The 23,035-nt window shown below is 32.4% G+C and carries 40 protein-coding genes and 1 pseudogene; 3 read left to right on the top strand and 38 right to left on the bottom strand.

Annotation, left to right across the window (positions count from 1 at the left end; all coding sequences use genetic code 11):
• Positions 1 to 506: 506 nt before the first annotated feature.
• The 3 genes and pseudogenes from AAIE21_RS28170 to AAIE21_RS28160 all read right to left on the bottom strand — a co-directional run bounded on the left by AAIE21_RS28170 (position 507) and on the right by AAIE21_RS28160 (position 1,631).
• The gene (locus AAIE21_RS28170) at positions 507 to 977 is read right to left on the bottom strand and encodes a DUF6985 domain-containing protein (protein ID WP_343269723.1); all 471 of its coding nucleotides are present in this window, start codon (positions 975 to 977) and stop codon (positions 507 to 509) included.
• Positions 978 to 994: 17 nt separating this feature from the next.
• Positions 995 to 1,099, bottom strand: a pseudogene (locus tag AAIE21_RS28165) (HNH endonuclease); the annotation flags it as partial.
• Between the two features lie 22 nt (positions 1,100 to 1,121).
• The gene (locus AAIE21_RS28160) at positions 1,122 to 1,631 is read right to left on the bottom strand and encodes an ankyrin repeat domain-containing protein (RefSeq protein WP_343269720.1); all 510 of its coding nucleotides are present in this window, start codon (positions 1,629 to 1,631) and stop codon (positions 1,122 to 1,124) included.
• 226 nt (positions 1,632 to 1,857) lie between these two features.
• Here AAIE21_RS28160 and AAIE21_RS29715 point away from each other — a divergent pair, with 226 nt between their 5' ends.
• Positions 1,858 to 1,989: an IS3 family transposase gene (locus AAIE21_RS29715; protein ID WP_390220339.1), complete on the top strand. Its 132-nt coding sequence runs from the start codon at positions 1,858 to 1,860 to the stop codon at positions 1,987 to 1,989.
• A 101-nt stretch (positions 1,990 to 2,090) separates the two neighbouring features.
• Here AAIE21_RS29715 and AAIE21_RS28150 read toward each other — a convergent pair whose 3' ends face one another.
• From AAIE21_RS28150 to AAIE21_RS28070, 17 genes are all read right to left on the bottom strand, one after another.
• The gene (locus AAIE21_RS28150; protein ID WP_343269719.1) at positions 2,091 to 2,825 is read right to left on the bottom strand and encodes a DUF4261 domain-containing protein; all 735 of its coding nucleotides are present in this window, start codon (positions 2,823 to 2,825) and stop codon (positions 2,091 to 2,093) included.
• A 22-nt stretch (positions 2,826 to 2,847) separates the two neighbouring features.
• Complete coding sequence (locus AAIE21_RS28145; protein WP_343269718.1) at positions 2,848 to 3,318, bottom strand: Imm30 family immunity protein; 471 nt, start codon at positions 3,316 to 3,318, stop codon at positions 2,848 to 2,850.
• Between the two features lie 353 nt (positions 3,319 to 3,671).
• The gene (locus AAIE21_RS28140) at positions 3,672 to 3,875 is read right to left on the bottom strand and encodes a hypothetical protein (protein WP_343269717.1); all 204 of its coding nucleotides are present in this window, start codon (positions 3,873 to 3,875) and stop codon (positions 3,672 to 3,674) included.
• Between the two features lie 76 nt (positions 3,876 to 3,951).
• Positions 3,952 to 4,443 carry an immunity protein YezG family protein gene (locus AAIE21_RS28135; protein ID WP_328059046.1) on the bottom strand — a complete coding sequence of 164 codons (492 nt, stop codon included), beginning with the start codon at positions 4,441 to 4,443 and terminating at the stop codon, positions 3,952 to 3,954.
• A gap of 268 nt (positions 4,444 to 4,711) precedes the next feature.
• Positions 4,712 to 5,167 carry a YrhA family protein gene (locus AAIE21_RS28130; protein ID WP_343269716.1) on the bottom strand — a complete coding sequence of 152 codons (456 nt, stop codon included), beginning with the start codon at positions 5,165 to 5,167 and terminating at the stop codon, positions 4,712 to 4,714.
• Between the two features lie 22 nt (positions 5,168 to 5,189).
• Positions 5,190 to 5,342, bottom strand: coding sequence for a hypothetical protein (locus AAIE21_RS28125; RefSeq protein WP_328059045.1), 153 nt, complete (start codon positions 5,340 to 5,342; stop codon positions 5,190 to 5,192).
• Between the two features lie 15 nt (positions 5,343 to 5,357).
• Positions 5,358 to 5,498 carry a hypothetical protein gene (locus AAIE21_RS28120; protein ID WP_343269715.1) on the bottom strand — a complete coding sequence of 47 codons (141 nt, stop codon included), beginning with the start codon at positions 5,496 to 5,498 and terminating at the stop codon, positions 5,358 to 5,360.
• 331 nt (positions 5,499 to 5,829) lie between these two features.
• Positions 5,830 to 6,285: an immunity protein YezG family protein gene (locus AAIE21_RS28115; protein ID WP_105587840.1), complete on the bottom strand. Its 456-nt coding sequence runs from the start codon at positions 6,283 to 6,285 to the stop codon at positions 5,830 to 5,832.
• Positions 6,286 to 6,970: 685 nt separating this feature from the next.
• On the bottom strand, positions 6,971 to 7,426 hold the full coding sequence (locus AAIE21_RS28110; protein ID WP_328059042.1) for a DUF600 domain-containing protein: 456 nt from the start codon (positions 7,424 to 7,426) through the stop codon (positions 6,971 to 6,973).
• Complete coding sequence (locus AAIE21_RS28105; RefSeq protein WP_328059041.1) at positions 7,419 to 7,856, bottom strand: DNA/RNA non-specific endonuclease; 438 nt, start codon at positions 7,854 to 7,856, stop codon at positions 7,419 to 7,421. The genes AAIE21_RS28110 and AAIE21_RS28105 overlap by 8 nt, the downstream gene beginning before the upstream one ends.
• Positions 7,857 to 8,169: 313 nt before the next feature.
• Positions 8,170 to 8,559, bottom strand: coding sequence for an immunity 22 family protein (locus tag AAIE21_RS28100; protein ID WP_328059040.1), 390 nt, complete (start codon positions 8,557 to 8,559; stop codon positions 8,170 to 8,172).
• A gap of 70 nt (positions 8,560 to 8,629) precedes the next feature.
• Positions 8,630 to 9,100, bottom strand: coding sequence for an SMI1/KNR4 family protein (locus AAIE21_RS28095; protein ID WP_343269714.1), 471 nt, complete (start codon positions 9,098 to 9,100; stop codon positions 8,630 to 8,632).
• Positions 9,101 to 9,130: 30 nt separating this feature from the next.
• The gene (locus AAIE21_RS28090; protein WP_343269713.1) at positions 9,131 to 9,604 is read right to left on the bottom strand and encodes an SMI1/KNR4 family protein; all 474 of its coding nucleotides are present in this window, start codon (positions 9,602 to 9,604) and stop codon (positions 9,131 to 9,133) included.
• 22 nt (positions 9,605 to 9,626) lie between these two features.
• Positions 9,627 to 9,851: an HNH endonuclease gene (locus AAIE21_RS28085; protein ID WP_328059036.1), complete on the bottom strand. Its 225-nt coding sequence runs from the start codon at positions 9,849 to 9,851 to the stop codon at positions 9,627 to 9,629.
• Positions 9,852 to 9,866: 15 nt separating this feature from the next.
• On the bottom strand, positions 9,867 to 10,343 hold the full coding sequence (locus tag AAIE21_RS28080) for a hypothetical protein (RefSeq protein ID WP_343269712.1): 477 nt from the start codon (positions 10,341 to 10,343) through the stop codon (positions 9,867 to 9,869).
• Between the two features lie 143 nt (positions 10,344 to 10,486).
• Positions 10,487 to 10,993 carry an ankyrin repeat domain-containing protein gene (locus AAIE21_RS28075; RefSeq protein ID WP_328059034.1) on the bottom strand — a complete coding sequence of 169 codons (507 nt, stop codon included), beginning with the start codon at positions 10,991 to 10,993 and terminating at the stop codon, positions 10,487 to 10,489.
• Positions 10,994 to 11,013: 20 nt separating this feature from the next.
• Entirely contained in the window at positions 11,014 to 11,505 is a 492-nt protein-coding gene (locus AAIE21_RS28070; RefSeq protein ID WP_343269711.1) for a type IV secretion protein Rhs, read from the bottom strand.
• Between the two features lie 47 nt (positions 11,506 to 11,552).
• Between AAIE21_RS28070 and tnpB the strand changes: the two genes are divergently transcribed.
• Positions 11,553 to 11,696, top strand: a complete 144-nt coding sequence (gene tnpB, locus AAIE21_RS29710) for an IS66 family insertion sequence element accessory protein TnpB (protein WP_481858722.1) — start codon at positions 11,553 to 11,555, stop codon at positions 11,694 to 11,696.
• A 49-nt stretch (positions 11,697 to 11,745) separates the two neighbouring features.
• On the top strand, positions 11,746 to 12,195 hold the full coding sequence (locus AAIE21_RS28065) for an SUKH-3 domain-containing protein (RefSeq protein WP_343269710.1): 450 nt from the start codon (positions 11,746 to 11,748) through the stop codon (positions 12,193 to 12,195).
• 216 nt (positions 12,196 to 12,411) lie between these two features.
• Here AAIE21_RS28065 and AAIE21_RS28060 read toward each other — a convergent pair whose 3' ends face one another.
• The 18 genes from AAIE21_RS28060 to AAIE21_RS27975 all read right to left on the bottom strand — a co-directional run bounded on the left by AAIE21_RS28060 (position 12,412) and on the right by AAIE21_RS27975 (position 22,834).
• On the bottom strand, positions 12,412 to 12,867 hold the full coding sequence (locus AAIE21_RS28060) for a DUF6630 family protein (RefSeq protein ID WP_018782240.1): 456 nt from the start codon (positions 12,865 to 12,867) through the stop codon (positions 12,412 to 12,414).
• Between the two features lie 16 nt (positions 12,868 to 12,883).
• Entirely contained in the window at positions 12,884 to 13,858 is a 975-nt protein-coding gene (locus AAIE21_RS28055) for a hypothetical protein (protein ID WP_343269709.1), read from the bottom strand.
• 17 nt (positions 13,859 to 13,875) lie between these two features.
• Entirely contained in the window at positions 13,876 to 14,256 is a 381-nt protein-coding gene (locus AAIE21_RS28050) for a hypothetical protein (protein ID WP_044440971.1), read from the bottom strand.
• Entirely contained in the window at positions 14,253 to 14,561 is a 309-nt protein-coding gene (locus tag AAIE21_RS28045) for a hypothetical protein (RefSeq protein WP_328027785.1), read from the bottom strand. Before AAIE21_RS28045 ends, AAIE21_RS28050 begins: the two co-directional genes overlap by 4 nt.
• A 589-nt stretch (positions 14,562 to 15,150) precedes the next feature.
• On the bottom strand, positions 15,151 to 15,642 hold the full coding sequence (locus tag AAIE21_RS28040) for an SMI1/KNR4 family protein (protein WP_002110829.1): 492 nt from the start codon (positions 15,640 to 15,642) through the stop codon (positions 15,151 to 15,153).
• Entirely contained in the window at positions 15,639 to 15,968 is a 330-nt protein-coding gene (locus tag AAIE21_RS28035; RefSeq protein WP_343269707.1) for an HNH endonuclease, read from the bottom strand. The genes AAIE21_RS28040 and AAIE21_RS28035 overlap by 4 nt, the downstream gene beginning before the upstream one ends.
• Positions 15,969 to 16,154: 186 nt before the next feature.
• Complete coding sequence (locus AAIE21_RS28030; RefSeq protein ID WP_016128622.1) at positions 16,155 to 16,664, bottom strand: ankyrin repeat domain-containing protein; 510 nt, start codon at positions 16,662 to 16,664, stop codon at positions 16,155 to 16,157.
• A 1-nt stretch (position 16,665) separates the two neighbouring features.
• Complete coding sequence (locus AAIE21_RS28025; protein ID WP_078214517.1) at positions 16,666 to 17,232, bottom strand: SMI1/KNR4 family protein; 567 nt, start codon at positions 17,230 to 17,232, stop codon at positions 16,666 to 16,668.
• A 16-nt stretch (positions 17,233 to 17,248) separates the two neighbouring features.
• Positions 17,249 to 17,449, bottom strand: a complete 201-nt coding sequence (locus tag AAIE21_RS28020; protein ID WP_098218902.1) for an HNH endonuclease family protein — start codon at positions 17,447 to 17,449, stop codon at positions 17,249 to 17,251.
• Positions 17,450 to 18,085: 636 nt separating this feature from the next.
• Positions 18,086 to 18,331 carry a hypothetical protein gene (locus AAIE21_RS28015; RefSeq protein ID WP_097885003.1) on the bottom strand — a complete coding sequence of 82 codons (246 nt, stop codon included), beginning with the start codon at positions 18,329 to 18,331 and terminating at the stop codon, positions 18,086 to 18,088.
• A gap of 16 nt (positions 18,332 to 18,347) precedes the next feature.
• Positions 18,348 to 19,313, bottom strand: coding sequence for a TNT domain-containing protein (locus AAIE21_RS28010; RefSeq protein ID WP_343269706.1), 966 nt, complete (start codon positions 19,311 to 19,313; stop codon positions 18,348 to 18,350).
• Between the two features lie 380 nt (positions 19,314 to 19,693).
• A complete protein-coding gene (locus tag AAIE21_RS28005) occupies positions 19,694 to 20,140 on the bottom strand; it encodes an SUKH-3 domain-containing protein (protein ID WP_343269705.1) in 447 nt (148 codons plus the stop codon).
• Positions 20,141 to 20,206: 66 nt separating this feature from the next.
• Positions 20,207 to 20,725, bottom strand: coding sequence for a hypothetical protein (locus tag AAIE21_RS28000; protein ID WP_343269704.1), 519 nt, complete (start codon positions 20,723 to 20,725; stop codon positions 20,207 to 20,209).
• 6 nt (positions 20,726 to 20,731) lie between these two features.
• On the bottom strand, positions 20,732 to 20,992 hold the full coding sequence (locus tag AAIE21_RS27995; protein WP_343269703.1) for a hypothetical protein: 261 nt from the start codon (positions 20,990 to 20,992) through the stop codon (positions 20,732 to 20,734).
• 345 nt (positions 20,993 to 21,337) lie between these two features.
• On the bottom strand, positions 21,338 to 21,805 hold the full coding sequence (locus AAIE21_RS27990) for a DUF6985 domain-containing protein (RefSeq protein WP_343269702.1): 468 nt from the start codon (positions 21,803 to 21,805) through the stop codon (positions 21,338 to 21,340).
• 56 nt (positions 21,806 to 21,861) lie between these two features.
• Positions 21,862 to 22,332 (bottom strand): Imm30 family immunity protein, encoded by a 471-nt coding sequence (locus tag AAIE21_RS27985; protein WP_078214654.1) that lies wholly within the window; start codon positions 22,330 to 22,332, stop codon positions 21,862 to 21,864.
• 27 nt (positions 22,333 to 22,359) lie between these two features.
• Positions 22,360 to 22,530: a hypothetical protein gene (locus AAIE21_RS27980; RefSeq protein ID WP_343269701.1), complete on the bottom strand. Its 171-nt coding sequence runs from the start codon at positions 22,528 to 22,530 to the stop codon at positions 22,360 to 22,362.
• Between the two features lie 88 nt (positions 22,531 to 22,618).
• A complete protein-coding gene (locus AAIE21_RS27975; RefSeq protein ID WP_343269700.1) occupies positions 22,619 to 22,834 on the bottom strand; it encodes a hypothetical protein in 216 nt (71 codons plus the stop codon).
• Between the last annotated feature and the right edge of the window lie 201 nt (positions 22,835 to 23,035).

Raw genomic sequence — 23,035 nt, 5'->3', positions numbered from 1 at the left:
TTTAAAGGATTCTACACTGTTAAGATAATCGGCAACGGCAGATAACTTGGTTTCTAAAGAGTATTTCGTCATAAAAAACTACACCTCCAATTGTTAGACTGTGTCTAACAATTGGGGTGCAGTTCACAATCAAGTGCTTTAAATTCAAATGGTTTTATGTAGCATAACTTTGTAATTTTTCTAGTAACAGTATGAAACCCTTCATATGTCATGACAAGTAATACGTTAGAACTTACGAGTTTGTATGAGTTCGTTAATTTTATGTCCATTCCATGTGTTTATATTCATCATCCAGTAAAATGCCATCTCGCCTAAGCTCGTACTTCTTTTTCTATTTTATCATTGCACATAGTACTCCATGATGGTTGCACCATCATGGAGTGCGTACTTCAAAATGACCTTTTCTTTTTTTGTACACTTCAACTATCTCTTAATTCTATCAGCCCATATATTCCGAATGAATAAAAAAACAATTTTATTGTCTTTATAAAAATAGGCTTCGAAGTTTAAAGTACAACGTCCTGATAACCTACCTCAGTTACTTCACCTTTCACAAGACAAAGGCCTAATCCATTTTCCATATCCCATGTACAGTCAAACGTAAGTCCGATATCAAGAAAGTCGATAAGGTCATTATCTGGAACAAAAATTCCAACTAAGGTTATTTTTTCGAGAATTTGAGTAGCTGTTTCTATTAAAGGATAATTTTCGTTAGATTCAACATCGTAACCAAGTTCATATCTTTTTTGTTTATAATAATCTAATATAGGATCCAAAATACTTTGTTGTAATTGTTGCCATCTTTCTATTAAAAAATTATATGCCATATATTGTTCTTCCTCAAACTGACCATCATCTTCTCCCCTGACTATTAACGCCACCTTAACTTCGTTCCCAAAAAACTCAATGTTTTTATATCCAATCCAATCATAGCTATTAAACTCAAGTTCGCCAAAAACTGCATCATTTATTTTCATTTTGAATTTTCCCCTTTCTATTTATTGGCAAATTCTCTTGGCTTAAACGCTCCTGCATTTATCTCTCCCACGCCGCCAAGATGCCCGGATTTTCCATTTATTTTTGATGGTACAACCATCATGGAGTATGTACTTTTTAACAGCCTATTCTTTTTCATCCATCTTCTGCTTTAAATATTCAGCAATTTCTGTTTGCCCAAATTCTCTAGCATACTCATAAGCATTCATATTCTTAATATTTTCTCCAGTGTATCTAATTGAAATATCTATTCCTTTTTCAACTAGAAACTCAGCTACTTCTTTATGTCCACCATAAATCGCACCAAATAATGGATTTCTTTTTGCTAAGCTCACATCTAATTCTGCGCCAGCCTCAATTAAATACTTTACCATTTCCAAATGCCCCGCTCCTGCTGCTAAATTTAATGCAGAAGCATCAAATGTACCACCTCTAGCATCAATATCTATACCTTTATTAATTAGATACTCAACCATTTCAAGGTGTCCTTTCTTGACAGCTACATGTAACCATGTTCCAAATGTAGTCACTGTGTTCAAAATTTCTTTATCATTACCTATTAATTGTTTTACTTCATTAATATCACCAATTTTAATTGCATTTCTTATTGCTTTATTTGAACTTTTTTCATCCATAACATTACCTCCTTAAATTCAATTATCTTCTACTAGCTAATTCTTCAAGAGCGTCAACAATATCGTCAAGGTCACCGCCCTCAGCTTCACCATCCCTTAACCGCTTTACAACAATCAAAAGGATTTAAGCAAATCGTAGACGCAGCAAATATGACGCAAAGTATGTCACGTGTTGATCGATGTATTGATAATGGACCGATTGAAGCATTTTGGGGCACATTGAAGTGTGAGTAAGTACGCTTCATATGAAGGGTTAAAACAAGCGATTGATGACTATATTCATTTTTATAATCACCATCGCTACCAGAAACGAATAAACGGCCTGAGTCCTTTAGAATTCAGAGCTCAAGCCGCTTAATGTATTTTTATTATTACCCCTGTCTACTTGACAGGGGTAATAATAGACAGTTACTTTTTCATTTACTTCTCCTTTTGAAGAGAAATAATTTCATAATAAACTTAAATACTTTTTTTAACTAATGCCCATATACCATATTTATTATAAAATACATGATCTTCTGGAAAATGCCTACACTCAGCATACCTTAAAATAAAACTCGGACTGTTCTCATCTATACTAAACGTAGAGCCATTTTCTAATTTAGGCTGCTCAATAAGATTGTATAAGCAAAAAATCCGCATCAAATCTTGAGCATATTGTGTTGTTACTTGATTTTTAAAAGCAATAACATCTGGTAATCCAAAACAATGCATTCCACATGTGTAGTAAAAATCTGTTTCTTCTACTACTGTTACAAAAGCCTGAAATAAATCTACTGTTTCATTTGTATTATATATATTAGCCCACTCTTCAATGGTATTTGCAGTACCTGATGATTCAACTTTAACCCCAAGTCCACCAGCCTTTAAAAGTACATTCGCAACTTCAAGTATCTTTACTACTTTATCAATAGATCCGCCTTCTCCAACAAAATATACAGTTAAGAAATGGTTTTTAATACAATCAAGTTGCTCTTCTGTAAATTTACCATTCCCTGCAATCTCGAAAGCTTCCGCCAAATGTTCATCATACCCATAAATCTCGGCTTCAAAAAATCCTATTGGTTCACCAAGCTTACCAATACTATTTCCTGCAAAAATATATCCTTCACTTTGTCTTACCACTGATTCAACAATTTCACTTCTATTTTTCCATAACCCTGGTATACATAAAATTATTTTTGAGCCTTCCATAGTAACCCTTCCTCATCATTAGTTATTTTCTATCAACTTCTTTTAGCCCGCTAAGAATTTCATTAGCAACGTCCTCGAATCTTTTAGGATCGTCAGAAATAATTTCATTAAGCAAATTGATTACTGTTAATTTTATATCACTATTCATTCCTACAAGAATTTTAGCATACTCACTTCTATATAAATCGTTATTTAAAATTCTTATGTTTAGTAGCATTGCCCACTCTTTTGCACTCTCAACCATTTTTGGTAAAGCTTTAGGCATCTCTGTTAGATATTTTTCCATTTCAAAACTTTCAATAAAATGAACTAGACCAAACATAACTTCTTCCTCTTGTGTTTCATCCTCAAATACCATACACAAATCTTTAATAAGCTTTTCATCATCACAATCTGCTAAGTTTTCTAATACATTGTCAAACTCTTCACATTCCGATTGATTTTTTAAAAATCTACAACTATATAATCTCTTGATCTCAGATTTGCTGTCCATATAAACTTCTCCTTTTAAAAGAATTAATAAAATTGTAACTAATTAGCCATATATTTCATTTACAAGTTTGGTAAAAGGTACTCATTTTTCATCATATAGATTTCTGCCATGAAGATAAAAATGGACATACACTTCGCTGTCTTTCTTTGTTTTAAAACTTTGCGCGTGGCAGAAATAGGCCCTGACCGCTTCTATGCATGGCCAGTCCCCCTCGACCATTTTAAAAATGCTTTTCAGTCGATTTTTTATAGGGTGGCTGAGTAGTTACATAAAATTAGATATTATTGAAAAACATAAGACAAATAAAATTGAAAACTATAATGTTTCTACTATTAGACTAGTAAAGTAAATCATCATTCTTTCTTTAATTCTTTTTTATAATAATCCTCTCTTACTTGTCTAGCATACTCTCTCAAATTCAACAAATCAAAAGCAAGAGCATCACGCGGCTCTAAAGAATAGTAGTATGCTTTTTCCTCATTAGTCATATCTCGACCGTATGTCTCAGTCCTTCTATGTCTTCCACCTGTTTTTGGCTGTTCTACATTCATTGCCATACCGTCATTCCACATATACTTTGTTTTTCATTCATGTATTCGGTCCTAATATAAAAAACTTAATGATGTTTTTTTATTAAGATCGCTCTTCTTCATACTTTTCCATTCTTGCCATCAGTTCTTTGTCTATTTCATCTGTTAGTTCTCTATTTAAATATTTATACTCAAAATATTCAATTCTATCTGAAGGTCCAAATTCTGAATCATTCCAGTTAACATAACTAAATCGAACTTTTAATTTCCCTTCACCATTCACAATCATTGTAACTGAAAACCACGCCTCTTGTTGATTATCAATAAATACTTGTTGTAATTGAACTGTCAAATCAAATAATTCATGCAGAAATTGATTATAAATTTTTCTATCAACATTATACATTCTAGGTATATAGTGTGAATATTTATATTCTTGTTTTGCATCTAAGGTTGTATAGAAAAAATAAACTCCTCCTTCCCCATCTTTTACCTCACCATTAAAGTAAAACTCTTCCCATTCAACAGGTATCAAATCGTTTATCTTTTCAGCAATTTTACGATAAAGTTTATTTAATTCATTTTCAAATGGCATATTATTTACCTCCTGCTTTATTTAAAATTTCACGTATAACCGGTTTCTTCCCTTGAAAAACCCTCTTTTCTAAAAAAAACCTTGAAAGGCATAAGCCAATCAAGGTCAGAAGTAGTGATTTGGAATCTTCAATTTCTTTACTGATCCCAGTAATAAATATCCAGATTCCTTTGCTATTATCTCATACCTTTAAACGGTTAGCGGTTGATCAGCTTCTGTGTGCTCACGACATTCTCCACCCTCTAAAAGTTGACGGCGGATTGTACATTTAACTAAGTGCTGCAGAGAAAGCAGATTCAAGCATAGTATCAAAATCGCAAAAAGTTTCCATATGCTCACCTGAAGGCTTATCTAGTTCAACAAAACTTTTTTTAGAAACATTATAGCAATACCAAGCTATATCTGAATCTCCAAAAAAAACCAGCTCATCTTCGTCTTTAATTGACTCCCATGTTTCATTGGCATCAAAAAAACTATCCACCTGATTTATTGGCTTAGAATCCAAAAAATTTTGGTCAATCCCATAAAATTTAAGTCCATTAAATTCAATTCCATTAACTGTTTGTAAAAATTCATAGTATTGCTGTGGCAGTATATCTTCACCAAATTTTTCTACTACAGATTTATGAAATCTTGATAACTCGTTTTCATTGGTAGGTAAATTGAGTTTTCCATTTCGTTTCTCTCTTATTTTGGAAATCTGACTAACTTGTTCTCTCCACATATAATCCCCTTTTAAAAAATATTTATTCCTTATTAGGAGGATAAATGTCTCCTTTTGGAATAGGAAAATCTATTATTTTACTGTCCCCAGGTTTCATACCCTTTGTTAATGAATTTTGTTCATTTGTAATAACCTTGTGATAGGGATGGTTTTTTATTAGAACTAAGTTTTCCACATCATTGGTACCCCCTTAATCCAAAGGAGTTTTATGATGGACTTGCCAACCGTCAGGAACTAGTGCGTATTCCTTCATATCTTCAATATCATTATCTGAGATTCCAGATTTTTTTAATTCCTTTATTTTTTCAGGATTATCAGCCATAGATTTCATCAAATTTTTCCTGACCTTATTAAAATCCCTTCGCAATTGAGCTGTGTCATTTGGATTTCTTTTATTAAAGGTAACCTTTTCTGTTTTAACATTAGGAAGTTTGACTTCCTCACCTTTTATATATCGTGACAAGTAATACGTTAAAACTTACGAGCTTGTACGAGTTGGTTAGTTTCATATAGATTCCATGTATTAATATTCATCGCCTAGTAATTCGTCATCTCGCTTAATCTCATACTTCGTTTTCTATTCTAGAATTGCATATAGTACCCCATGATGGTACAACCACCATGAGTTATCCATTCAACTTAGATATAACTATTACTACCTTTTAAAGGTTATTATTTTTCACTTCTTCAAACCACTCATCAGCAATATGATTCGCCGTTTTAACATCATCATTCGTATATACCAAATCATAATTGTATTCAGCTTTAAAGTTGCCACTTTGAACATTATAGATTAATTTCATCTCTGTCGGCATCTCTCTCTCATATTCTTTACATAATGCTTCTACTTTTTCAATATCTTCATTTATTATGTTCAATACCATGAGCATTCTGTTTGGAGACACATCGTATCTTTCTTCTCCATCCTTCAATACATCATTCACTTTATGACATTTTACGTACTTATTGTTAATTAAATAAAAGAACTTACTCGAAATAATATTTCCTTCGCAAGAAGCATAAACATATAATTTATCCGCTCTATCCTCAATATATTCCATACATATAGATATCATATCTGCTTGCAATTCACTAAATTTATCCTCAAATTCTTTCATACTACTTTTTCACTCCTTAGATTAATTCTTTAGAACTGAAGAGTCTTGCTTACCAAGTGCAATTTTGCTACTAATCCATGGTTGGTTGTTGCTTTGACACTTTTTATAATATTTCTCTACTACGGTCTTACATTATACATAACCATTATAATCTATAAAACACTTCATGAATTTATAAAAATATAATGTATCTTTTCTATGCTAAAACGCAAAAAATCACTCGTCATCTATTGTAGACAATCAAGCGTTTTAAGTTCATGTATATTCGTATGATTATATGGACGCAATTTCATGAAGTTCTTACCTTTTACAATAGATTTCAAAGAGGAAGTGTCCATATGATAACACTTGTATCAAGTCGTTTCACGCCATTCTAAAAAAAGTACACTGCACACAATACGTCACGTTTAAGCAAGCAACTCTAGTATTATTGTAATACATTGAGAGATTTTATAACTGTAAGCGAAGCTATATTAACACCCGTTATAAAACTTCTCAAGCAATAAAAAATTTGGTTAAAGAAATCGCTTAGATTTAACTTTTTTGTGTCCACGATATTGACTCAAATTAACTACACTATTCAAATAGACTAACATTGTCAAACCCCTAGTAACAAAAAAATAGAAAGATGCTATTCAAGACTTTATACTCTTGAATTAAGTATCTTTCTATTTTTAAATAACATCTAATTTCCTTTTTTTAACTCATTGAACCATTCCATAGCTATATCATCTGCTTCTTTAATTGGATCATTAGAATATACCAAATCATATTTGTATTCTGCTTTCAAGCTATTTTTTAATACATCATATACTAATTTCATTTCTGTTGGCATTTCTCTTTTATATTCTTTACATAGCCTAATCATATTCTTTATGTCATTATTTATTATTCTAACAACACCTTTTTGTCGTTCTATAGAGGTATCATATTTTTCTTCATTACTACTTATAATGTCATTTATTTTATGGCGTTCTACCATTACTCCATTTATATTATAGAAATAGTCACTTGCTATAATATTATCTTCATAAGAGCAATAAATATATATTTTATTTGCTCTATCCTCTACGTATTCTAAACATATAGAGACCATATCTGCCTGTAATTCACTAAAATAATCTTCAAATACCTTATTCATAATAATCTCCTTTTGAATTTAAAATATCACGCTCAAAATATTTTCCATCTATTTCGTATTGCATATTAAATTCTGATGGTCGTAAATTATCTCCATCATATTTAATTTCAACCTTTACTTTGACATGCTTCCCTTCTTCTAACGCTGTTGCCCATTGATTTTCTATTCCCTTATATATACTTTTGTTAACTTTCTCTAATTGAGAAGCTAAATTATCTAGTTTAGGTGAACCATCAAATCTATCACCTGCTACGTGCCCCACATTATCTTGTCCCTTTACTTTTCCTGGTGTATTTTTACTATGTGATAGTCTCTTCTCTCTTTCAGTTAATTGTAGCTTATCTGTTTCAAATTTTTCAATTTTTCCAAGGGTATCTGTTTCATAAAAATAGTCGTACTCCCCTGTTTTATACCCAATATTCGGTTTCAACCTATTTTTTCTACCGTTTGTAAACTACTTTCCTTTGTCCACTAATGTTTTAACTTCACTTACTTCAGCACTACTTTTACCCGTACCCTCAGTGCACTTATAAAATTATAACGCTCTTTTCACTTTTCATGCTTAAACAAAAAAGCACTCGTCGTCTATCGTAGACAATCAAGTGCTTTCAATTCATATGTGTTCTAAAGTTTTAAGTCACTAGTCACTTTAAGTTTGTGCATACAATCATTTGATACTGATAATATGATATGTTTTGTATTTCATAACAAATAGTACATTTAAACTAACGAACTTGTACAAGCTACTTGTATAGTACATTACCAATAAATTTAATTTCTATATTTTCGGATTCATCTTCACTTTTCGCTTCATTGTATTTAAAATCATAGAGTACAATAACAGAATCAATACTGTATACTAAATTATCAGCATTTATTAACTCTTTTATTTTTGGGATAATTAGTTCACTATAAGAAAAATCTTTTAAAATATCTTCTACATTATTTTTAGGATCTTCATAAAAACAAATTTCAATGTTATCTTCATCATAATAATCAAATTCAAAGTTTTTTCCAAACTTTGAGTCTATTGAATCTCCATCTTCCGTATATTCTATATCAACATACTCTTCAAGGCTCTCAAATGATTTAGAAACCCCAAACCAGACCGAAACCATTCCACTATATTCCATATTATCACTCCTCATTTTTTTAGAGTTCCTTTAGCTAGTTTTAATCATGTGATTTGTCTAGATAGATGTATTAGTGAAGCATACCCATAAATTCATCGAAGGTATCTGCAACATGATAACTTACTGGTTCAAGTTCAGCAGAATTCTCATGATCCCACACACAAACTTTAGGGTTATTTCTTGATTCTCTAAAATCTAAACATAAAAAATCACCGGCAAATAATACAGCAATTGGTAATAAGGCTACTCCCAGTAAATCTCCATCATCCGTAAGTCTCTCATCTAGCTGAGTCCAAGTTACATCAATATCAAACATACCTATTTCAATATTTTCTGGGGCTTCAAGAATACATAAAAACCTAATAACTGCATAGCTATGGTTATTACACACAAAAGATTTCTTTTCTGGGGAACCACCATTATTAACTTTTATGAAATTCTTATAATCTATCGGTAGTTGAACTCTCCAAAATTCTTCTTTCCTTAATATTAAACTATCAGATGGTAACGGATAAATTATAGATTCTTTTTTTATTTCCATTAAAAACACTCCATCTTTTTACAGAAAATGTTATTCCTCTAACATACTTAGAAAATCATTTACATTATCTGCAATTTTTACTGTAACTGGTTCAAACTCACTTGAATCTTCGTTATACCAAATGCAAATTGTTGGATTTGTTTTACTTTCGCTATAATCTAAACAAACAAAATTCCCCGCAAACAGAGCTGCAAAGGGTACTAATTCAGCACCTGTAGAATCTTCATCCGAAACAATTCTTTCATCTAATTGACTGAATACAACCTTTATATCGTACATACCTCTGTCATTTTCATCTGGATTATCCAATAGACAAAGAAAACGATCAACTACATATCTATTAGACTTATATTTAAAAAATCTAGTTATTGGAATAGCACCATTATTTTTTAATATAAAATCTGTAAAGTCCACGGGAAACTTAATTTCAAAATTTTCTTCCACGCGTGTAATTAAATCCTTATCTGGAATAGGATAAATTATACTTTCTTTATTAATTTTCATAATATTTCACCCTTTAATTTATTTAATGTCGTGGAGCGTCTGCCCAATGTTCTTTTGTCCTTCCCCCATTATGTTTAGTGATATTATGAATACCAAATGGCACAAGCTCCATTATTCCATCTTTTTCTTTATGATGCCATGTCGTGCCCTCAGGTTGCACTTTATTTGGTAATCTTTCATTTAGCCACCTAAACTGCGCATCGTCTTTTGCTAACCATAATTCCTTTGGAAGTACATCTGTAAACAATACTACACCCGCTCCCTAAAAGTCGGCATACTCAAATTTTAATCCTTTTATTTTTTCCACTTCAACTTGAGGTATCTCAGGATGCAATTCTAGAGCCCGTTCTTTTATCATCCTCCTTTGCCTTCCAGATAGTTTGCCAATAAAATTATCTTGCCAAGACCAAGGTTTATTTGAGTTTACTATCTCTCCATAAATAAGAGAATAATCATCAAGAACTTCTTCAAACTTTTTATTACATTTAACGAACTTTTCTATATTTTCTGTATTTTGTTTTCTAATTTCATTGATATTCCTTACATCTTTACCCGTACTCTTAGTTTCACTCTTAGCAACAGAAAATAACGATCCAAGTGTTTTTCTTTCCTCTACACTCCCAACGCCAGCTGCCGAAGGTTCATGGAATAAATTCGGGATCTCAATATTTTTAATCTTCTCCACGACATTCTTCATACTTTTCGGCAACTTATTCATGAATGCCGCTACTTCTTCCAACTTACCAACTATTTATGAAGTTAAAGCATACCAATCAATAAAAAAAGCACCTGTTGCCTATCATAGACAATCAAGTGCTTTAAGATCATTTGTTTTCTAAGTTTGTAAGATACAACCATCATGGAGTATCGACTTTTTAAAACCTATTCTTTTTCATCCATCTTCTGCTTTAAATATTCAGCAATTTCTGTTTGCCCTCTTTCAATAGCAAATTCATAAGCTCCCATATCTTTCATAGTATCCCCTGTATACTTTACAGTAATATCAATACCATTCTGAACAAGATACTTTACAATATCAAGGTGCCCACCATAAATCGCTGAGAATAGAGGATTTCTATTTGGGTCACTAACATCTAATATTGCACCATTATCAAATAAGTACTCTACAATACTAATTTCACCTTCACTAGCTGCATGTGCAATAGGCGCTGACTTTGGTACACCTTCATTAAGGTTAATATCCATACCAGATTCAACAAGAAATTTTATCATATCCAGTTCACCAGCTCTAGCCGAAACATGTAGCCACGTTCCAAATGGTGTTACAAAATCAAGCAAACTTTTATCAATAATAATTATCTTTTTCGCTTGTTCTATATCACCATCGTCAATTAAATCATAAATTTCTATTGCTTTTTCCTTATTCATAGAATCCTCCTAAAGTATCTTTATTTCATTGTTGCTGCTTCTTCACCTAGTAGCTTAAGTATTTTAACCATTCTTTTACGAGTTCGAGTTCCACCCATAGCATCTACTTCTTTCAACTTATCAACAATATGTTGAAGACGTTCTATACCGTGTTGTCCAGTGATTCTAATTGGTGCCCAAACAAGATTTTCGTTATCAATTATCGGTTCTATCCCATGCTTTCTTAATAATTCTTGACCTTCTTGAACAAGTTTTTGTTGAGCCTCACCTAAACCTTTTTTAAATAAAATATGATGTGCATATGGATTTATCATATCAGCAGGTGGGTCACCTATTAGTCCTTTAAGATACTTACCAAAATTCATTTTAATTAATGCTTCATTATACTCTTTAGTAATACCTAAATCAGATATCTTTTTACCAATCTCAGCCAACTCTTCTTTACTAAAAGTATTATTTTGAATAGCATTTTTAAGCTTATTCATCTTAGCGGCATCGACATTCCCGTTCACAATTATATCATCAAGATAATCACTTACGGTATTACCCGTACGTAGCTATTGTAAAAGAAGCATTTGAGTTAGATCCCTTTTCTTCTTGTTTATTTGTTTTTTGCAATCGCTCACGCGATAAATTAAAAATTCTTGTTTGGGAACATAATGGTTTCTGGTTGCACTATCGCAGATTGGAAAAGAAACAGTGATTTGAAGGGTAATAGTATTCTATAATATTGATTACTAGGTGGAATGAAAATGGAAATATCAAATAAGACAATAGAAGAATTAAAAAAAGCGGGATGGTATGAGGGAAGAAAAATAGACATATCAGAAACTGTAAAGTTTCTTGAAGAAAGAGGATTTGAAGTTTTTGAAAGTGCCAAAAAATTTATAGAGAAGTTTGGAGAATTACGAATCAATGTTGAAACGATTCGTTCAGATGGGTCTAAGAAAATATCTAAACATACCACTTGCGTTAAGGAAGTGATAGGTGTGTTAGATAGCTCGTGTTTTGGTTTAGAGGATTATATTGATGAAAAAGTTAGTCCTGTAGGTTCACTAAATGATTTCGGGCTAAATTTATACATATCAGAATCAGGAAGACTATTCAAATCAACAGGGTGGGTAGGAGATAATGCTTTGGAGGCATTTGATAATATTATTCTTGGAAAAGGAACAGTGATTTGGGATAAATTTGAAGGGTAATAATACTTTTTCAAAGCAAAATTATGTCCTAACTTACTGCATAATTGTAATGAAGTAGTGAGTAGGGGGAAGAGTAGTAGATAAAATTAAAAAGTGATTTTAAGTTGATGGAACTGAAAACTAGTTTTAAAATACCTTGTCACTTAATCATCTTTCATTTAGAGCAAAAAAGGAAACCTTGACCGGAGTCAAGGTTGAAGACGTACAATCTTAAGCCTATCTATAATACTTGATACACCTTTCTTGAAAAGGAATTCTATCATCAAGCAGCACTTCTTCTTGCAGCAATTTTGTTATATTCTCTATTTTTACAATGAATAGTGCGAAGAAGTCGCCCGAATTTGGATATGAAAATAGTCCATACCCCTTTGGTGACAGTATTTTGTTGGCCTCCTTGATCTTTTCAGGTAAAAATTCATAATGAAATGCTTCTAATTTCTCGAGTTCTTCTTGTGTTGCTAATTCAATTTGGTGGGCAAATTCGTAATCAAGAATAAAATTGACAATTTCTTGGTATTGCTCACCTTTATAGTCAACGTATAAAAACTGTTTCGTCGTCAATCCATATTTTAATAGGTCTTCATGTAAGTCATAACTTCCTTGCTCCTTCAAAAACGTTTCCAAATCCTTGCTATCAGGAAATATAATCTGTGCTATCCCTTGATCAGGCATATTAGCTTCCTCCCTTTTATTGAAATAATTCTCCATGCTTGTTAGGAATATATTCCGGGTAGTTTTTACGATAAAATTGATCGATCATCTGAAGCACGGGATCCCACTCAGGGTATGGCTCACGTTCTCCAAATACCATTTTCGCTTCTGGAGTATTCATCAGAAAATTATCGAATTGAGTAGGTACTGGCAACCCTAGTTGTTTCCTTACATGGATCAAGAATAAGATTTCAAAAGGATAAAATCCGTATCTGAAATCACCAAATTCACCGAACTGTCCGATTTCAGAAGCTAATGCAGAATGATACTGTGACATTATCGAAATTAGATGTTCTATTTCTTCTAAATTACCAGTCGACCAACGTCCCAGCACTTCATCATAAATGTTCAGGTCTTCAGGGATTAAGTCGCATCGTAGTTCAGCTTCCTTAAACTTATTTATCACGGCTAGATGCAATTTTTCATTCGTTCCCATGATGGTTTTATTTTTATACTGCAAGTACAGCTCTAGCAAAAACCAAATATGTCTATCCTTTTCATTGGCATTTATTAAATGTCCACCGAAGTGATGAGCCATAAAATCATATAATATATTTTCTTCTTTCTCCCATCCATACATTGCAAAATGAACTAATGTGAGGACGACTTCTCTAAACGTATATCCCAAGATCATCCCTGGATACCTGCTTGTATAGAGATCCTGTCCCATGCACTGGTAAAATAAGACCTTCTGCATGTTTTTTAGTCCTTCTGCATTGTTTCCACCACTAATCAATACATCGTTTTTCCATAGTGACAAGTGATATGAGAAAATTTTGCTTAGATTTATTAATAGTATGTGATCTTTCTCTGTTTCATTTTGCTCAACGATTTTCTCAATCTTTCTTCTACTAACATTATATTTATCTTTAACATCTTCAAATTTGATTCCATCCACAAAATTTTTGCTATATCTTTTAAAAGCCATTTCTAACTTTTTTTGGTTTATCATTGTATCCTCCCTATGAATTAATCTATTTTCTTCCAGTTCTTTACCTGTAACTCATCAACGCCGAATCCAATATCAGTGATCTTGATATCTGTTTCAACTCTAATAAATTCGAATTTTAGACCAGGATTCTCCTCCTTCAATTCCGCTAAGTTATCTTTAAAACTGGCATACCTAGAATCTTTGCTTTCAACCATGTCTTGGAAGTACTTATCTCCGCCCTTTTTCTGTTTATCCGAGTAACTAAAACTAGCAGAATCTGATGCCTTCGATTCAATAATCGTTAACTTTGGCGGCGGCCCTTCCGATAGGAACGCTGCATCTATGCCGTTTCTCCCCACTTGGAATAGATCGGAAACGTCTTTACCTAAATTATTTTGTCTAGCTAAGATTTTTGTCACTTCTTCCCCAAAATCACCTTTATCATGAGAAAAATATTTTGAATTATCGATTTTCTTTCATGCTCCTTTGGAACCTCCAAGTCATAACGATCACTAATAATATCTTTCGTATCCAACTTGTTGGCCAATTTATTTCTTTCTCGAGTTAATCTTTTGACTTCTTTGTCATTTTCCTCTTTTTTCAGTCTTTTTATTTCTTTATCTAACTTTTTAATTTCTTTTGAGATATTGTCTGAAATGTTACTGCCAGAGCCTCCTTTAACCGTACCCTTCGTTCCATTCTTAACCTCAGAAAAGGTCTGCAAAGAGACTCCACTTTTTCAACATGCAATGAATTTCAACAATTGCTAGCTACTTCCTACTCCTTTTTCCTCATTTACCAATCTGTTTATGCTTTCTTTAAACTTTGCAACAGGTCCTTATTTTTCCCCTCTACTACCATCATACACTGTTCACAGCCCTTACAATCTATAAAATTTAACAGTTAATACACTTATAAAATTATAATTCCCTTTTAAATTTTCACGTTAAAACACAAAAAAGCACTCGTTGCCATAATTGACAATCCAGTGCTTTAAGTTCATCTATTTTTAAGTAGCATTAAACTTGTAAGTTTTGTAGTAATAGTATGACGCCTTTTGTATTTCGTGACAACTACTACGTTAAAACTTACGTGTTTGTACGAGTTCGTTAGTTTCATGTCCATCCCATGTCTTTATGTTCGTCGCATAGTAGAATGTCATCTCGCCTAAGCTCGTACTTCTTTTTCTATTCTATCATTACACGTAATACTCCATGATGGTACAACCATCATGGAGTATGTATTTTCAAACACCCTATTATTTTTTCTATCCACTTCACATATACTTTATTATTCATTCATCATTATATTTTTTAATCGTGTAATTTACTTAAAAAATCAGTAAATGTATCTGCAATGTAAAATACATTTTCTCTTGCCAGTTCTTCTACTTGTGCTTCTGTTAAACCTTCTTGACGCATTAACATTTCTTTTTCGCCAGCATTCTCATGCTCCCAAAAAACTACAATTGGGTTTTCTGTATTATTTTTATAATCTAAACAAATTAAATTTCCAGCTGGATCAATTGCAATAGGGAAAATCTTTTGCGGAAGCGTAGGTTTGTATATTTCATACTTTTTAATAATGTACTCACTACTTTCCTCATCAAAACTAAATAAACTACCAAAGCAACGCTCTACATTGCCTACATTAAATTCTTCTGGTAATACACTCGCACCTCCATTTATTTTTACACAATCAATATAATCTTGAGGTAACTGGAAGCCTAATTGTAATCCAATTTCTTTAATCTTAGTTTCTGATACTTCTGCATCAGCATATTCCCACTCTAAATCTTTTCTCATCTAATACCCTCTCCCCATAATTTATTTCCACCAAGATGGTTAACCCCATGAATGTCTGTTAATACTAATTGCATCTTTCCAGGAACCTGATGATGGTGCCAAGTAAGCCCCTTTATTCTTGCTCTCCCCTTTTCAATCTGATTAAGCTGTTGTGGGGTAAAAAGTTCCCGTGGTACTTTACCTTTTTCAATTGCCTCTTTTAATATCCTTGTACACTCTTTAAACTGAGCTGTATCTTTCATAACATAATATTCTTTATCTAATTTTAACGTGAATTTTAAGTTATCTCCTTTAAAAATAGGAAAACCACACCTTTTGTATGTCATGAAAACTACTACGTTAAAACTAACGAGTTTGTACGAGCTCATTAGTTTAATATACAGTCCATGTGTTTATATTCATCGCCCAATAAAATGTCATCTCGCCTAAGCTCGTACTTCGTTTTCTATTCTATCATTGCGCATAATACTCTATGATGATACAACCATCATGAAGTATGTACTTTTAACAACCTATTTTTTTCCATACATCTTCTGCATTAAATATTCAGCAATTTCTGTTTGCCCTCTTTCAATAGCAAATTCATAAGCTCCCATATCTTTCATGGTGTCACCAGAGTATTTTATAGATATATCTATATTGTTCTCAACTAACAATTTAACAATCTCCAAATGCCCACCGTATATTGCAGCAAACAGAGGATTTCTATCTGGTTCACTAATATCTATCTCTACATTCCGACTAATTAGATATTCAGCAATCTCTAAATGTCCTTTTGTAGTCGCTCTTTCAAGAGCATTTGTTGAGAAAGTTCCACCTTGTGCATTAATATCTATTCCAGCATTAATAAGATATTCTACTATCTCTAAATGTCCATGAGCTGCCGCTACATGTAACCACGTACCAAAAGGTGTCATCCATGTTAACATTTCTGGTTCTTTCTCAAGTAAATCTCTTAAAGTATCCAATTTACCACTTTTTATGGCACTTCTAATATCTTTTGCAAATTGAGTCTTATTCATATTAATCTTTTAATAAGTCTTCGTCTAAAAAGAGTTCGATGTCATCTAAATTTACACTTTTTTTTCTTTCATGAATTGAAAATTTTAAAATAAATTCTTCAAAAGAGTTTGCTATAAGATAATAATATTCTTTTCCATCTTCGTTTATTGTTTCACCTTCATGATACCAATAATAAATTTTACCCCTGTATTTATCTTTTAAGCCTATACATATTAAATCTCCCCCGTCTGCATCTGCAATAGGCATTACACTACTTCCTAAAATATCCTTATAAGTTTGAATGATTGATTCAATTTCATAGGCATCACTAGTAATACCATAAAAGCCACCTATCGAGTCAAAACCATTCTTGGGAGTTACAGGGGTAACTTCAATTGGCTGGTACATTCTATTATCCTTAATAAAACACCCTCCATATTCAAGCAAAAACTCTTTGTAGTCTAATGGTAAATCTACACCATATATTCGTTCAATTGTTTCGATTGACTTATATGCATCTTCTTTTTTTGATACTACCATTTCCGAATCAATTATTTCATTTAATACTTGCTTTATTATTTTGTTCATTTTATTTTCCTCCTCTTTAATCTGATGCTGAACCTATATGTGGTATATTAGCATGTAAATCTGTTGGAATTAACTCAATTTCAGTAGAACTTTTATGGTGAGGTGTTAACCTTTTTTCTTTTAACCAGGCCTTTCCTTGATTCTTTGATTTAAACCCTTTTAATTGCATAATTTTTTCATACACTAAATTAAAATCATTTTTAGAGCCATTTAACATACCTTCATTATATTTTATAGAACCTTTACTCCAAGGTGTGAAGTTAGGTCTACCATCAATAAATTCTACACCTTCACCATTCGTTATACTTTTAACTTTAGTTTTATCAGAATACCATTTCCCATTACCTGGATCACCTTTCCAGTGACCATCATTTCTCGGTAACCTTGTTCTAGGATTATTAACAGCAGAAAATAACTCCCCAAGTGTTTTTCTTTCTCCTACCTTCCCAAATCCAGCTCTGAAAGTTCATGGACTTGATATAAATTTAGAATGGGATAAATACGAGGCGGGGTTAACCCAAGAAGAGTGGTGGGATTTTTCTTTAAAACATATTCGAGAGTACTAAAAAAGCTATATTAACTCTTCAAAACGGACAGTGAAAGATATACTTCCGATTAAAAAAGCCGTCTCAGATCAAAAACTCAAAAAGATTGTAAAATCGATATAATGATTACTTCTGTTACGATGAATTTGGAGAAATACTTGATGGGAACAAACATCCTAATCCTTACGATCAAGAAGTACGAACGAAAGTCAAGCTAAATGATGATGGGAAAGTTATTGAGAAAAAAATTTATAATCTTGATGATTTTGAGGACTAACTTAAAAAATAATTAATTCAACTTTTTATCTTCATGGCTTTAATATCTTTTCCAATCTTACTCGTTTAATAAAATCATCTAATGCCTCTTCTTCATTACCATAATGAGCAATCGAGGTTTCTACAATACTCACTCTCTCATCAGTTGCACAAACAACCCACTTATTATCTTCTTTATAAATTAGAACCTCATCCGGATCCACATCTTTTTCATGAAACCAGTTATAATATTTTAATCCTTCTTCTGATAGGATTCGTTTTGCCTCATCTCTTGTCATATTAAAATTATCCTCCTTATTTTATTTGTTTCAATAATTTCAATCCTTCTAATTGTTCGACCATTAAAGGAAGTTGTATTTGTGTTCCCCCTTTTATTGTCCCAAAACCTGGAGCTACCTCTCCAATTTGTGCTTTTAATTTGCTATAATCACCACAATTGTACTTTTGAATAGCAGCATCTACCTGTGCTTTTAGTGTAGAATCACTACAATTATCAATATAGGTTTTTACATTCGAGAAATCACCTACAACCTCATATTGATGGTATTTGCTCACATCTTCCAAATACGGAAGTGCTCTCTCGTCGTAACTATAAGGTTTTCCATTTACCACAGGTGATGTATACGTACCATTTGACGGTCCATATCGGTCATTAACTTCACCTATTTTTAGTGTATACTCATCCTTCATGACTTTCCCATCTTTATTTACAACATAGCCGTCGTTTGGTACTCGCCCCCAATCAATGTATCCATCAACCCTTAAGACATCAGAATTCTTTGGAATTTGTACTTCTTCTGGCCATTGTTCTGTTTCTACGCCACGTATCGAGTTATAACCCCACTCAGAAAGCTCTGCGCCTATAAAACCTTCTAACACCAAGGCATCATCAGAAAGTCCTTTCAGTAATGGAAAGTTCTCCCCTACCCATTTTGTACCCTTTCCCAATACATCCCATTTCTCACCAACACCATTGGAAAAGTTTTGAAGCCAAGCCTCCACTGGATGATGTTCCGCCCATTCCTCTTGCTTTTTCATCATTTCTCTTTCAGCTTGAAGTTGCGAATTAGTATAAAATAAACTACTCATCTTCCCTGCAATTTGAACTTGTTTGTTTAGGGCATCGAGAATGTTTTCCGCATTTCTTTTTCCTTTTTTGCTTTCAAATTGCTGTACTTTTTGAATTGTATCCTCTAGTTCTTTGCTGGCTGCAACTAGTTTTTCATCAAACTGGCTTTTCGGCATACTCGGTGAAATCAAATCAGCTGCAGCCTTGAATCCAGATTTTCTCTAACTATTTTTACGTTTGTATATGGTCATATCTGTTTTTCTTTCTACATTCAGATACATTATTATTAATCCTCCTGCTTCTTTGCATAAAAATAGAACCAACGCTTCTTCCATTAGAAACATTGGTTCTATTCTTAGTTATAATATAAATCTATTTTTTTCTTTTCATTACATCTTTCATTTAGAGCAAAAGATGATTAAGTGACAAGGTATTTTAAAACTTTTTTAGTTTCATCAACTCAAAATCACTTTTTAATCTTATCTATCACTCTGCTTCCTTTGCCCCTACTCACTACTTAATTACAATTATGCAGTAAGTTAGGACATAATTTTTCATTAGAAAATTATTATTACCCTTTAAATTCATCCCAAATCACTGTTTCTTTTTCAAGAATAACATTTTCAAGTGCCTCCAAAACATTATCTCCTACCCATCCTATTGATTTAAATATTCTTCCTGATTCTGATATGTATAAATCTATTTCAAAATTATAGAGTGAGCCTATAGGAATAACTTTATCATCAATAAAATTTTCTAAACCAAAACACGAACTATCTAACACACCTATCACTTCCTTAATGCAAGTGGTATGTTTAGATATGACCAATCCATCTGGCCAAATTTTTTCAACATTGATTCGTAATTCTCCAAACTCCTCCATAAATTTTTTTGCACTTTCAAAAACTTCAAAGCCTCTTTCTTCAAGAAACTTTACATTTTCTGATATATCTATTTTTCTACCCTCATACCATCCCGCTTTTTTTAATTCTTCTATTGTCTTATTTGATATTTCCATTTTCATTCCTCCTAGTAATCAATGTTATAGAAATCAAAAAACGTTCTACTACAATTCTCACAAGGTTCAGCAAAACCACCTCGTTCTAACGATAAAATTATCATATCTTGCGCCTTTTAATATTGCATCTCTTGCGCTCCAAACCTCTGCACAATTATCAATATTCCACTCATATTGAAAGCTCGGTTCTCCATACTTATTAAGCGGTCTTAACTTTTCTGCTTCTGCTCTTACTTTTTTTATACTAGCTCTTAATTTAGCCATATCTTCTCTTATAAATTCTTTATTTTTTCCAATAAAAAAGCTATCAGGTAAACTATCTATATACTCTTTCGATAATAGACTTCTATTATACTTAGTGTAATCTTCAGGTGTTTTACAAAATTCTCTAGGATCAATCCCTCTATGATCAATTACGGTTGGATTATACTTCCAATTACCACTACCTGCAATACCTTTTAAGGATGGATTTTCCGTATCAACAATAGTACAAATTTTGCTTATATCCTTTGCATTTCCACTTTTGAATAAATCTTTTCTAAAGTTATTTAAGTCAGTTATCATTGTTTCTCTAAAATTTTGCAAATTGAGCTACTTTAACCTATCAGCTCCAGTAACCCCCTCTGCAGGAAGTTTCTCCCCAGATAACCGGTTTGCATTTTGCGCTTGCCCCTTAGTTTCACTCTTAGCAACAGAAAATAACGCTCCAAGTGTTTTTCTTTCTCCTATATCCCAAAATCCAGCTACTGAAAGTTCATCGGATACATTCAGGAAGTTAATATTTTTAATCTTCTCCCCGAGATTCTTCATACTACCCGGCAACTTATTCATGAATGCCGCTATTTCTTCCAACTTACCAACTATTTATGAAGTTAAAGCATACCAATCAATTAAAAAAGCACTTGTTGCCTATCATAGACAATTAAGTGCTTTAAGTTCATGTATTTTTAAGTAGCATAAATTTGTAAGTTTCGTAGTAACAGTATGACACCTTTTGTACGTCATGAAAACTACTACGTTAAAACTAACGAGTTTGTACGAGCTCATTAGTTTAATATACAGTCCATGTGTTTATATTCATCGCCCAATAAAATGTCATCTCGCCTAAGCTCGTACTTCGTTTTCTGTTCTATCATTGCACGTAATACTTTATGATGGTACAACCATCATGGAGTATGTACTTTTTAACAGCCTATTTTAAATTACAACATCTTGGTAACCTACTTCAGTTACTTGTTCATCTAATAGACGAAGCCCTAGTCCATTTTCTATATCCCATGTACATTTAAATGTAATTCTGATATCTCGTCCTTCAAAAATACCCACATATGGAACAATAATTCCATCTAAATTGATCATTTCTAGTATTTGATCAGTTGTTTCAACTAATGGATAACTTTCATTTACTTCAATATCATAACCTAGTTCATGTCGCTCTTGTTTATAATACTCTAAAATCGGTTGCAAAAAACTTTGTTGCAAGTGTTCCCAATTTTGCATAAGCGAGGTGTATGCTACATATTGTTCTTCATCAAATTGACCAGACTCATCACCCTTCACTATCAATGCTATTTCGACTTCATTTCCCAAAAAACTAATGGTAGTATCCTTAGACCATATAAAATCATATTCGAGTTTACCGAAAACTGAATCATTTATTCTCATTTTAATTCTCCCTTTTATTTATTGGCAAATCCTCTCGATTCAAACGCTTTTTTATTTTAGTTTAATTTCTCTAAGATTGAATTAACTTTTTCTAAATATAAATCTGGATCGTCATCTCTTATCTCAAGAAGAATTCCTTTAATTATTTGTTTTGTTGAGCTATTTACATTTTCTAATGCATTAATATAAGATACTACTAAACCTTTTGAATTTAAAAGTGTCCGATGAATTCTTTCCGCCCAGAATTCTGCATGAGGTAACATTTTAGGAATACCAATAGCTAATTTGTATAGTCCTTCCTCCATCCCGGAATGTTCAGCAATATAAAATATCGTTTCAATAAGGTAATCACCAGCTGATGGCTCAGCGATATCATTCTCAAAAATTGTACAAAGATCAGGGATTATATTGTTTGTTCCTCTATGTGATAATTCATTGAGAATATTTTCAAACTCCTCAATATTATCTCCTTCATTCTCTAGAAAACGCATTTTGTATAAAATAGAAATATCCTCTTTAAATTCCATTGTACTCTCCTTCCTTTCTATCCACTGTTACTTTGGCTTGCCAAATATCTTCAAATCATTATGCTCATATTTTTTATAGTAATCAATATATTCTTTAAGCTTCTCTCTATTTTCTTTGTTATATAATCCATCTTCTTTCATAATTCGCCTTGAATCATTAATATCAAACGCTAGAGAATCCCATGGCTTCAAAGACATATATAAATCACCTCTGGCCTTGTTCTTTTACTCAATCCATATGTAAAAGTTCTCCTATGCCATCCACCTTGTCCTGGATGCGGATGCTCTAAGAACATCGCATAACTATAATCTCAAACTCTTCTTGCATATATTTATTAGGCGGCATATGGTGACCTGTTATATTGTCTCCTTTTGCATTGGGCAACCTTCCAAACTTTTCATGATTCAACTCATTTGGAAGCAATTCTGTACTTGTTTGTGGTATATTTTGTCTCGTATCATCCACAAATCTTTTATAACGTTCTTTAAGCCGTACTTTCAATTCATCATAATCAATTTTACCAGTACCCTATGTTGTAATCTCAAAATAAAAAGCACTTGTTGTCTTTAGTTGACAATGAACTGCACCCCAATTGTTAGACACAGTCTAACAATTGGAGGTGTAGTTTTTTATGACGAAATACTCTTTAGAAACCAAGTTATCTGCCGTTGCCGATTATCTTAACAGTGTAGAATCCTTTAA

Origin of the sequence: Paenibacillus sp. 102 (assembly GCF_039549175.1) — a bacterium.
Classification (GTDB): Bacteria; Bacillota; Bacilli; order Bacillales; family Bacillaceae_G; genus Bacillus_A.
The sequence above is the reverse complement of the archived record's forward strand: the minus strand, read 5'-3'. Positions and strand labels throughout refer to the sequence as shown.